The organism is Mycobacterium sp. E735 (genome assembly GCF_001666955.1).
Lineage (GTDB): Bacteria > Actinomycetota > Actinomycetes > Mycobacteriales > Mycobacteriaceae > Mycobacterium.
The window spans coordinates 24,168-32,437 of record NZ_LZIX01000111.1 but is presented as its reverse complement, the minus strand read 5'-3'; the positions used below and the strand labels follow the sequence as shown (position 1 = coordinate 32,437).

General features: G+C 67.0%; 9 protein-coding genes. 6 read left to right on the top strand and 3 right to left on the bottom strand.

Features of this window, described 5'->3' with window-relative positions; translation table 11 throughout:
* The 4 genes from A5704_RS09545 to A5704_RS09530 all read left to right on the top strand — a co-directional run bounded on the left by A5704_RS09545 (position 1) and on the right by A5704_RS09530 (position 4,388).
* Positions 1 to 642, top strand: coding sequence for a cutinase family protein (locus A5704_RS09545; RefSeq protein WP_067888696.1), 642 nt, complete (start codon positions 1 to 3; stop codon positions 640 to 642).
* Between the two features lie 27 nt (positions 643 to 669).
* Positions 670 to 1,653 carry an NAD-dependent epimerase/dehydratase family protein gene (locus A5704_RS09540; protein WP_067747214.1) on the top strand — a complete coding sequence of 328 codons (984 nt, stop codon included), beginning with the start codon at positions 670 to 672 and terminating at the stop codon, positions 1,651 to 1,653.
* 155 nt (positions 1,654 to 1,808) lie between these two features.
* Positions 1,809 to 3,212: a wax ester/triacylglycerol synthase family O-acyltransferase gene (locus A5704_RS09535; RefSeq protein WP_067747212.1), complete on the top strand. Its 1,404-nt coding sequence runs from the start codon at positions 1,809 to 1,811 to the stop codon at positions 3,210 to 3,212.
* A gap of 12 nt (positions 3,213 to 3,224) precedes the next feature.
* On the top strand, positions 3,225 to 4,388 hold the full coding sequence (locus tag A5704_RS09530) for a zinc-binding dehydrogenase (RefSeq protein WP_067888693.1): 1,164 nt from the start codon (positions 3,225 to 3,227) through the stop codon (positions 4,386 to 4,388).
* Here the strand turns inward: A5704_RS09530 and A5704_RS09525 are convergent.
* On the bottom strand, positions 4,372 to 4,758 hold the full coding sequence (locus A5704_RS09525) for a PPOX class F420-dependent oxidoreductase (RefSeq protein WP_067747251.1): 387 nt from the start codon (positions 4,756 to 4,758) through the stop codon (positions 4,372 to 4,374). The two genes, A5704_RS09530 and A5704_RS09525, sit on opposite strands and share 17 nt — an antisense overlap.
* 110 nt (positions 4,759 to 4,868) lie before the next feature.
* Between A5704_RS09525 and A5704_RS09520 the strand changes: the two genes are divergently transcribed.
* Positions 4,869 to 5,450 (top strand): TetR/AcrR family transcriptional regulator, encoded by a 582-nt coding sequence (locus A5704_RS09520; RefSeq protein ID WP_067747208.1) that lies wholly within the window; start codon positions 4,869 to 4,871, stop codon positions 5,448 to 5,450.
* On the opposite strand, the gene A5704_RS09515 is transcribed toward A5704_RS09520, so the two are convergent.
* Positions 5,430 to 6,632 carry a cytochrome P450 gene (locus tag A5704_RS09515; RefSeq protein ID WP_067747206.1) on the bottom strand — a complete coding sequence of 401 codons (1,203 nt, stop codon included), beginning with the start codon at positions 6,630 to 6,632 and terminating at the stop codon, positions 5,430 to 5,432. The two genes, A5704_RS09520 and A5704_RS09515, sit on opposite strands and share 21 nt — an antisense overlap.
* Positions 6,633 to 6,640: 8 nt before the next feature.
* Positions 6,641 to 7,474, bottom strand: a complete 834-nt coding sequence (locus A5704_RS09510) for a mycofactocin-coupled SDR family oxidoreductase (protein ID WP_067747249.1) — start codon at positions 7,472 to 7,474, stop codon at positions 6,641 to 6,643.
* A 110-nt stretch (positions 7,475 to 7,584) separates the two neighbouring features.
* Here A5704_RS09510 and A5704_RS09505 point away from each other — a divergent pair, with 110 nt between their 5' ends.
* The gene (locus tag A5704_RS09505; protein ID WP_067747204.1) at positions 7,585 to 8,214 is read left to right on the top strand and encodes a cysteine hydrolase family protein; all 630 of its coding nucleotides are present in this window, start codon (positions 7,585 to 7,587) and stop codon (positions 8,212 to 8,214) included.
* The last annotated feature ends 56 nt before the right edge of the window (positions 8,215 to 8,270 follow it).

Below are 8,270 nucleotides of genomic sequence, written 5' to 3'. Positions count from 1 at the left end.
CTGGTGGCCAGCGCGCCCAGCCCGTCGGCGTCCGCGGATCCGGCGTGTCCCGACGTGGAGGTGGTATTCGCGCGCGGGTCGGGCGAGCCGCCCGGCGTCGGGGGCATCGGCGGGTCGTTCGTGGACGCGCTGCGTTCGCAGATCGGATCCCGATCGCTCGGCGTGTATGCGGTCAATTACCCTGCGAGCACCGACTTTTCAAATCCGAACTTTCCCCAGACCGTGGTCGACGGCATCCGTGACGCCAGCTCGCACGTCGAGGCCACGGCGAAGAACTGCCCCAACACCCGCGAGGTGCTCGGCGGGTATTCGCAGGGCGCCGCGCTAGCCGGGTATGTGACGTCGGCAGCCGTTCCGGCGGGCGTGCCCGCGTCGGCCGTGCCGCCGCCCATGCCGGCGGACGTCGCCAACCACGTCGCCGCGGTCACCCTGTTCGGGACGCCGTCGGGTGACTTCCTGCAGAAGTACCACGCCCCGCCGCTCGCCATCGGCCCGCTGTATCAGCCGAAGACGCTGGAGCTCTGCGCGCAGGGCGATCCGATATGCGGCAGCGCCGGCGGCGACGGCTTCGCCGCGCACACCTCCTACGGCATGAACGGGATGACGGGCCAAGCCGCCAACTTCGCCTCCAGTCACCTGTAGGCCACCCGGTCCTGCAAAGATTCCACCATGCGCGTTCTGATCACAGGCGGTACGGGATTCGTCGGCGGCTGGACGGCCAAGGCCATAGCCGACGCCGGCCACGACATCCGGTTTCTGGTGCGCACCCCCGCCAAGCTGAAGACTTCGGTGGCGGAGTTGGGTGTCGACGTGTCGGACTATGCCGTCGCCGACATCACGGACCGCATGGCGGTGCGCCAGGCGCTGGACGGCTGCGAAGCCGTCGTGCACAGCGCGGCCCTGGTGGCCACCGACCCGCGCCAGACCGCGCAGATGCTCACCACCAATATGCAGGGGGCCCAGAACGTCTTGGGTCAGGCCGTCGAACTCGGCCTGGACCCGATCGTCCACGTGTCCAGTTTCAGCGCGCTCTTCCATGCGGGCCTGGAAGAGCTGTCGGCGGACCTGCCGGTCGTCGGAGGGGCGGACGGTTACGGGACGTCCAAGGCGCAGGTCGAGATCTATGCCCGCGGTCTGCAGGACGCGGGCGCGCCGGTGAACATCACCTACCCGGGCATGGTCATCGGTCCGCCGGTGGGTGACCAGTTCGGTGAGGCCGGCGAAGGCGTCAGGGCCGCCCTGCAGATGCATGTGATCCCGGGCCGGAGCGGGGCCTGGTTGATCGTCGATGTGCGCGATTTGGCAGCGTTGCACGCGGCGCTCCTCGAACCCGGCCGCGGCCCGCGCCGGTACATGGCGGGCGGCCATCGCGTTCCGGCGGCAGAGTTGGCGAAAATGCTCGGCGAGGTGTCCGGGTCGGCGATGGTCTCGGTTCCGATCCCCGATACCGCCCTGCGCGTCGCCGGCGCGGTGATGGATCGCGCCAGCCGGTTCGTACCCTTCGATACGCCCTTCACGTGGGCCGGGATGCAGTACTACACGCAGATGCCGGCGTCCGACGATTCACCGAGCGAGCGGGAACTCGGCATTACCTACCGGGATCCGCAGGAGACTCTGGCTGACACGTTCGAAGCCCTTCGTGCCGTGAGCTGAGCGGGGCGCCGCGTGCCAGAGCTGAGGGACTAACGGCTGCCATACCGGGGCCCTAGTGCCCTCGTCGGCCGTGGTCCACGGAGAGAACATCGCCGTAATATTCGGGCTTCCGCGCACCCAAGCCGGGTGACGGGACATCCGATCGGAGGTACGGCATGACCAAACCGATTCCGCCGCTGGACCTTTCATGGCTGTTGATCGAGTCGCCCTCCGGCACGACGCACGTCGGCGCGATGCTGTTGTTCAAGAAGCCGGCCGGCCGCGCGCCCATAGTGCGCGAAATCGTGGAGGCGTACCGTGCGTGCACGCCGGCGCCGCCCTTCAACTACATTCCGGAGCTGCTCGGCCGGGGCGCCCCCCGGTTCCGGGAGATGACGCAGTGGGACCCGCACTACCACGTCGGACACCTGGCCCTGCCCGCCGGCTCCTCCTACGACGACCTGCTGCGACTCGTCGCCGATCTGCACGAGCCACAACTCGACCGCGACCGCCCGCTTTTCCGGTGTTGGGTGATCGATGGGGTGCCGGGCGGCATGTTCGCGATCTACACCAAGACTCATCACTCGATCATCGACGGCGAGTCCGGTCTGAGGCTTCTGTATGCCGGGTTGAGCATGACGGGGGAACGCGTCGTCCCCGCACCCGCCTTTGCGCTCGGCGCGCCACCGACCAAACAGCACCCACCGACGCCCGTCACGGCGCGCGTGGTCGATTCGATTCGCGGGGCGATCACGCAGGTCGGGGTGTTGAACCAGCTTTCGGTCGGCGCGCTGCGCAAGGTGCTCGCGAGCCGTTTCCGAACGCATCTCGAGGGCAGCCTGCCGTTTACGGCCCAGCACGCCCCGACCAATGCCCCGTTGCAGATCGGGCGGAGCTTCGCGACGCTTTCCTTGCCGCTGGAAGAGATGCATGAGATCGGCCGGCGGCTCGGGGCGACCCTGAACGACGTGGCGGTGACGGTCGTCGACGGCGGGCTGCACGCCTATCTCCGGGAGACCGGCCGGGACTTCGCGCACCCCTTCATCGCGATGTGTCCGGTGTCGCTGCGCGACGCCGGGGACACGGCGATAGGCACCCGAGTGTCGGCCCTGTTCCCACGCCTCGGAGAGCCGGGGGCGAGCATGGCGGAACGGATCCATCAGGTCGTGGACTCGGTCGCCGTCTGCAAGAAGGAACTCGCCCGCATGTCCAACGAGGCCGCTATGACCTACGCGGTCGGGTTGGTTGCGCTCGCCGGCCTGGGGGCCTCGACGCACCTCGACCGTGTCGCCCGTCCGGCATGCAACCTCGTCATTTCGAACGTGGCGGGGGCCAGGGAGATCCGGTACCTCAACGGTGCGCGCCTGCTCGGCATCTATCCGATTTCCGCCATCGCCGCCTCGATCGGACTCAACGCCACTTTCGCGTCCTATCACGACAGCATGGACTTCGGCTTCGTCGCCAATGCCGCGGCACTCGACGACATGCCCCACCTTTCCCGGTGCACCCGGCGGGCCTACGACGAGTTGAAACAGGCGGCAGGACTGCAACCGGTTGGCCCTAGATCGGCGACCGTGTAGCAGGATCGAAGAATGAAGAGCGTCACGTGCACCAACGCCAAGCTCGACGTGGTCGACGTCCCGGCGCCGACCCCCGCCAAGGGGCAGCTATTGCTCGAGGTGCTCAGGTGTGGCATCTGCGGATCCGACTTGCACGCCCGCCGCCACTGCGACGAGCTCGCCGACGTGATGGCCGAGTCCGGGTACGACGCGTTCATGCGGTCGGATCAGCGCGTCGTGTTCGGTCATGAATTCTGCGGCGAGGTACTCGATTACGGACCCGGCACCCGGAAGGCCCCACGGCCCGGCACACGGGTCGTGGCCCTGCCGCTGCTGCGGCGCGGCAAAGAGGTACACGGGATCGGACTCTCGACGATGGCGCCCGGCGCCTACGCCGAACAGTTGCTCGTTGAGCGGTCGTTGACGTTCGCCGTCCCCAACGGGCTGTCCCCCGACGTCGCCGCGCTGACCGAGCCGATGGCCGTCGCCTGGCACGCCGTCCGGCGCGGCGAGGTGGGCAAAGGCGACGTCGCGATCGTCATCGGTTGCGGGCCAATCGGTCTCGCGGTGATCTGCATGCTCAAGTCGCACGGTGTACGCACCGTGATCGCGAGCGACTTCTCACCTGGCCGCCGGGCGCTGGCGACGGCCTGCGGGGCAGATATCGTCGTCGACCCCGCACAGGAGTCGCCATATGCCACGGACGCGGGCCGCAAACACCTGCACGGCATCCTGGAGGCGTTCGATCTTGCGGTCGGAACGATCGAACGGCTGCAGCGCCTTCGGCTGCCGTGGTGGCATCTCTGGCGCGCCGCCGAGGCCGCCGGCGCGGCGACGCCCAAGCATCCCGTCATCTTCGAGTGCGTCGGCGTGCCCGGGATTATCGACGGCATCATCGCCGGCGCGCCGCTGTTTTCGCGCGTCGTCGTCGTCGGCGTCTGTATGGGTGCCGACCACATCCGTCCGGCGATGGCGATCAACAAAGAGATAGACCTGCGGTTCGTGCTCGGCTACACCCCGATCGAGTTCCGCGATACGTTGCATATGCTCGCCGACGGCAAGGTCAACGTCGAGCCGCTGATCACCGGGACGGTCGGGCTGTCGGGCGTCGAGGCCGCGTTCGACGCGCTCGGTGACCCCGAGGCGCACGCGAAGATCCTGATCGATCCCAAGAGCGACGCTAAGCGGCCGGCCTGATTTCCAGGCCGACGTGCACCTTGTCGATGCCGCCCCGCACGATCGAATGGGCATAGAACCACCAGGCGTGATACCAGTACCGTTTGAGCACGGCGTTGTAGACGCGCCGCGTCTCGGACTTCGGCAGGACCCGGGCCACGCCCTCGACCGGTTCGCTCTTCGGCTTGCCGAGCGATCCGCTCCTGGCGATCGTCACCCGCGGCGTGTTGTTGATCCGCTTGACCTTCCAGGAGCCGTCGTCGGTGATGACCAGAAGCTTGTCGCCTTCTGGCACACCCCAGATCGCCGTCGGTTTCGGGCGGCCGTCCTTGGTGAACGTCGTCAGGAGCAGGTACTTGGACTGGATGATGTCCCGGAAGCTGGCGGCCACGCTGTGATCCTTCACTTTCTGAAATGTTCGGTCAAACAGTTCCCCGCCGCTCCATCTTCTAATCATGGGCGTTGTTGATTCCCGGTGACCGCCCAACTTAGGGTCCGGTGATGGCCAGGGACTCGACGACCCGCGACTTGCTCATCGACGCAACGATCCAGATCATGGTCGACGAGGGCTATGCGGCGGCGACTTCGCGCCGGGTGGCGGCAAAGGCCGGCGTGAAACCGGCCCTGGTGCATTACTACTTCCCCACCATGGACGAGCTGTACCTCGACGTGTTCCGCCGCGGCGCGGCGGCCTATCTCGAGCGCCAAGATCAGGCGCTGGCCTCCGACCGTCCCCTGCATGCCCTGTGGCGAACCCTCATCGAGCCGAAGGACGCCCGGCTGCTGCAGGAGTTCATGGGCCTGGCCAACCACCGCAAGGACATTCGGGCCGAGATCGCGGCGTGGTCCGAACGGTGGCGGAGCCGGCAGATCGCCGCACTCAACCACGTTGTCCGCGAGAATGCGCTGGATGTCGCGGAATTCCCGCCCGCCGGCCTCGCGGTTGTTATTGCCGCCGTCGGCCAGACCCTCATCATGGAAGGTTCCCTCGGCGCGACGCGCGGCCACGACGAGGCCATCGCGCTCGTCAGCCGGCTCATCGACCGGTTCGAGGCGCCTGACTCAGGGCAGCACCACCTCTAGCCGCTCCCAACCGCGCACCGTCGAGGTCGGTGCGAGTTTCGCTGTCTCGTAGTCGATTCCCCATTCGGGCCAGCGGTTGAGCATCTCGTCCAGCGCGACTCGGCCCTCGAGACGGGCGAGGTTGGCGCCGAGGCAGTAGTGCACACCCTTCCCGAACGTGATGTGCGAGATGTTGTCCCGCCGGATGTCGTAGCTGTCCGGGTCGGCGTAGCGGCGGGGGTCGCGATTGGCGGCGCCGAAGAGCAGCAGCATGGCGCTGCCCGCCGGAACCGTCGTGCCGTAGCACTCGAAATCCCTGGCCATCCAACGCGCGACGTGCGGTCCCGTCGGTTCGAATCGCAGCGTCTCGTCGACGGTGCGGGTCAACAGCGACCTGTCCTCATAGACCGCGCGGCGCTGGTCGGGATGCTCGGCGAGCACCTTGGCCAGCCAGCCGATCAGCCGGCCGGTCGTCTCGTTGCCGGCGCCGGCGACCACCTGCGTGTAATGCAGCACCTCCTTGCGCGTCAGTTTGCGGTGCACCCCGTCCTCGTCGTCGAACTCGACGTTGAGCAACGTCGTCATCAGGTCATCGGACGGGTTCTTGGACCGCCATTCCACGTAGTCGGCGTAGATCCGGCCGTCAGCGATCGAGTCGGCGTCGGCGACCTTCAACGGAGCGCCCGGCTTGGTTCGCAGGTTGGCGTCGTTCGCGTCGCGCACCGAGACCTGTTCGGATTCCGGGATTCCCAGCAGCATCCCGATCACCCGCATCGGCATCATCGAGGCCAGCTCCGCGATGATGTCGAAGCTCGACGAGCCGACGAGCGGGTCCAGGCACCGCACGCAGTATTGCCGGATCTGGTCCTCGAGTTCGGCCATCCGGCGGGGCGTGAACACGCGAGACATCAGTCCGCGCAACCGTGTGTGTTCGGGCGGATCCTGGAACATCATGACCCCGCCGGGCATCTCGAATTTCGACTGGATCAGCTCGAGGATGTCGCTGCGCCGGTTGGAGAACGCCTCCCAGTTGGCCAGCGCCCGTTCGACGTCGGAATGCCTTGACAGCGCCCAGAAGTCGTAGCGGTCGTTGTAATAGATGGGCGCCTCGTCGCGCAGCCGCGCGTAGGTCGGATACGGATCGGCGATGATGCCGGTGTCGTAAGGGTCGTAGTAGACGGACGTCTCGCTGGTGACGGTCATTCGTTCCTCTATTTCAGGCAGCTGCCGGCATCCACCGGCAGCGCGACGCCGGTGATGTAGCGCGCTTCGTCGGAGGCCAGGAACAGCACGGCGTTGCTGATGTCCTCGGGCGTCACCCAAGGGATGGGCAGGTAGTGGAAGCTCTGGCACACCGGCGCGAGGTCGTCGGGTCCGGGGTTCTCCAGTTCGGGCCGGAAAGCGCGGTACGTGGCCTCGTTCAGCAGAAGGGGCGAGCTCGTGTGAGTCGGGAGGACGGCGTTGACCCTGATCATGTGCTGGCCCAATTCGACTGCGAACGAACGCATCAGGCCGATGACCCCATGTTTGGCCGCGACGTAGTGGCCGACGTGTGGGTAGGCCTTGGCCCCCGCCACCGACGACGTCAGGACGATGGAGCCCCCGCGGCCACCGTTCAGGACGTGCGGAACCCCTGCCTTCACCGTCTTCCAGACGCCGCTGAGGTTGACGTCGATCATCTCCTGCCACAGCGGCTCAGGGGTCTTGTGCAGCTTTCCCGCCGTCGTCCCGATGCCGGCGTTGGCGACTATGACATCGAGGCGTCCCAGCTGTTCGACGCCGCTGTCCACCGCGGCGCGCAGCCCGTCGAAATCGCGGACGTCGACTTCGGCGGTGACGATCCGGCCTCCGGCGTCCTTGACCAAGCCGGCGGTCTCGTCGAGATCCTCGGGGGTGGCGCCCTCCACGGGTGACGCCTCGAACTTGCGGCAGATGTCGACGGCGATGATGTCCGCGCCTTCGCGCGCGAGCCGGACGGCGTGACTCCTGCCCTGTCCGCGCGCCGCGCCGGTCACGAACGCGACTTTGCCGTCCATCCGGCCCATCGTCACCTCCAAGCGCCGCCTTTTTGGGCGATCGCCCAAATTTGTGGCGCAACCATGTGTAGCAGCAGGCAGATCGGTCAGTCAAGGCGTCCACGAGGGATGATGACCGCGTGACGTACAGCAAGGACACGACGGGGCTGGTGTTGATCGATCCTTACAACGACTTCATCTCCCCGGGCGGCAAGGTCTGGGAGCGCCTGAAAGGCGTCATCGAGGGCAACGGCTGCGTCACCCACATGAAGCGGGTGCTCGACGCGGCCCGCGGGGCGGACATCCGCGTCTTTTATGCGCTGCATCGCCGATACCGCCCCGGCGATTACGAGACGTGGAAACACATCGCGCCGGTGCAGAAGGCGGCGTGGTCACGCAAGACCTTCGAATTCGGCACCTGGGGCGGTGAGCTTCGCACCGGGTTCGAGCCGCAGCCCGGTGACGTCGTCGCCCACGAGCATTGGTGTTCGAGCGGTTTCGCCAACACCGACCTGGACCTGCAGCTCAAGAGGCACGGCGTTCATCGGCTCATCGTCATGGGACTCATCGCCCACACCTGCCTCGAAGCCACGGTTCGCTACGGCGCGGAGCTCGGGTACGAGGTAACGGTGGTGCGCGACGGGACGGCGGACTACTCGGAGGTCGAGATGCGCGCCGCACTCGAGGTCAACATTCCGAACTACGCGACCGCGATCGTGTCCGCGGACGAGGTGATCGCCTCGATCGCGGCCAGTGTTCCGAATCTGTGAAGATTTGCCGCACGGGTGTGAAGGCTTCGTTAAGAACGCGGCACGCGCCGGGCCGG

Excerpts from the sequence above, each read along its gene's own strand:
- A5704_RS09540 (WP_067747214.1), top strand. The coding sequence starts at position 670 with ATGCGCGTTCTGATCACAGGCGGTACGGGATTCGTCGGCGGCTGGACG.
- A5704_RS09535 (WP_067747212.1), top strand. The coding sequence starts at position 1,809 with ATGACCAAACCGATTCCGCCGCTGGACCTTTCATGGCTGTTGATCGAG.
- A5704_RS09530 (WP_067888693.1), top strand. The coding sequence starts at position 3,225 with ATGAAGAGCGTCACGTGCACCAACGCCAAGCTCGACGTGGTCGACGTC.
- A5704_RS09520 (WP_067747208.1), top strand. The coding sequence starts at position 4,869 with ATGGCCAGGGACTCGACGACCCGCGACTTGCTCATCGACGCAACGATC.
- A5704_RS09515 (WP_067747206.1), bottom strand. The coding sequence starts at position 6,632 with ATGACCGTCACCAGCGAGACGTCCGTCTACTACGACCCTTACGACACC.
- A5704_RS09510 (WP_067747249.1), bottom strand. The coding sequence starts at position 7,474 with ATGGGCCGGATGGACGGCAAAGTCGCGTTCGTGACCGGCGCGGCGCGC.